Here is a 438-nt window from a genome sequence, read left to right as displayed (position 1 = left end):
CAGGCCGAGGCGCTGCGTAGGGCCCCCGGCGTGGCCGCGGTCTCCCGCGACGGCGCGGTGGGCGGCGCCGAGACGCAGGCCGACGCCCCGTGGGGCCTGGACCGCGTGGACCAGGCGGACATGCCGCTCAACGGCACGTACAGCTACTCCCAGACCGGTGCGGGCGTGACCGCCTACGTCATCGACACCGGCATCCGCGCCACCCACGGCGACCTCTCGGGTCGCGTCGGCCAGGGGGCGGGCTTCGTCGAGGACGGGTGGGGCACCGAGGACTGCGCCGGGCACGGCACGCACGTGGCCGGCACCGTCGGCGGAGAGACCTACGGCGTGGCCAAGGACGTGTCCCTGGTGCCGGTGCGCGTGCTGGGCTGCGACAACCGCGGGTCGTGGGACGGCATCATCGCCGGGATCGACTGGGTGGCGCAGAACCACTCCGGC

General features: G+C 75.3%; 1 protein-coding gene. It reads left to right on the top strand.

What is annotated here, in order from left to right; genetic code table 11:
* Positions 1 to 30 precede the first annotated feature (30 nt).
* The coding region (locus HMPREF3099_RS06775; protein WP_168168472.1) for a S8 family serine peptidase at positions 31 to 438 on the top strand (408 nt) is incomplete at its 3' end.

Source organism: Kytococcus sp. HMSC28H12 (genome assembly GCF_001816045.1).
In the GTDB taxonomy this organism is placed as follows: Bacteria; Actinomycetota; Actinomycetes; order Actinomycetales; family Dermatophilaceae; genus Kytococcus; species Kytococcus schroeteri.
This window is presented reverse-complemented; position numbering and strand designations above follow the sequence as displayed.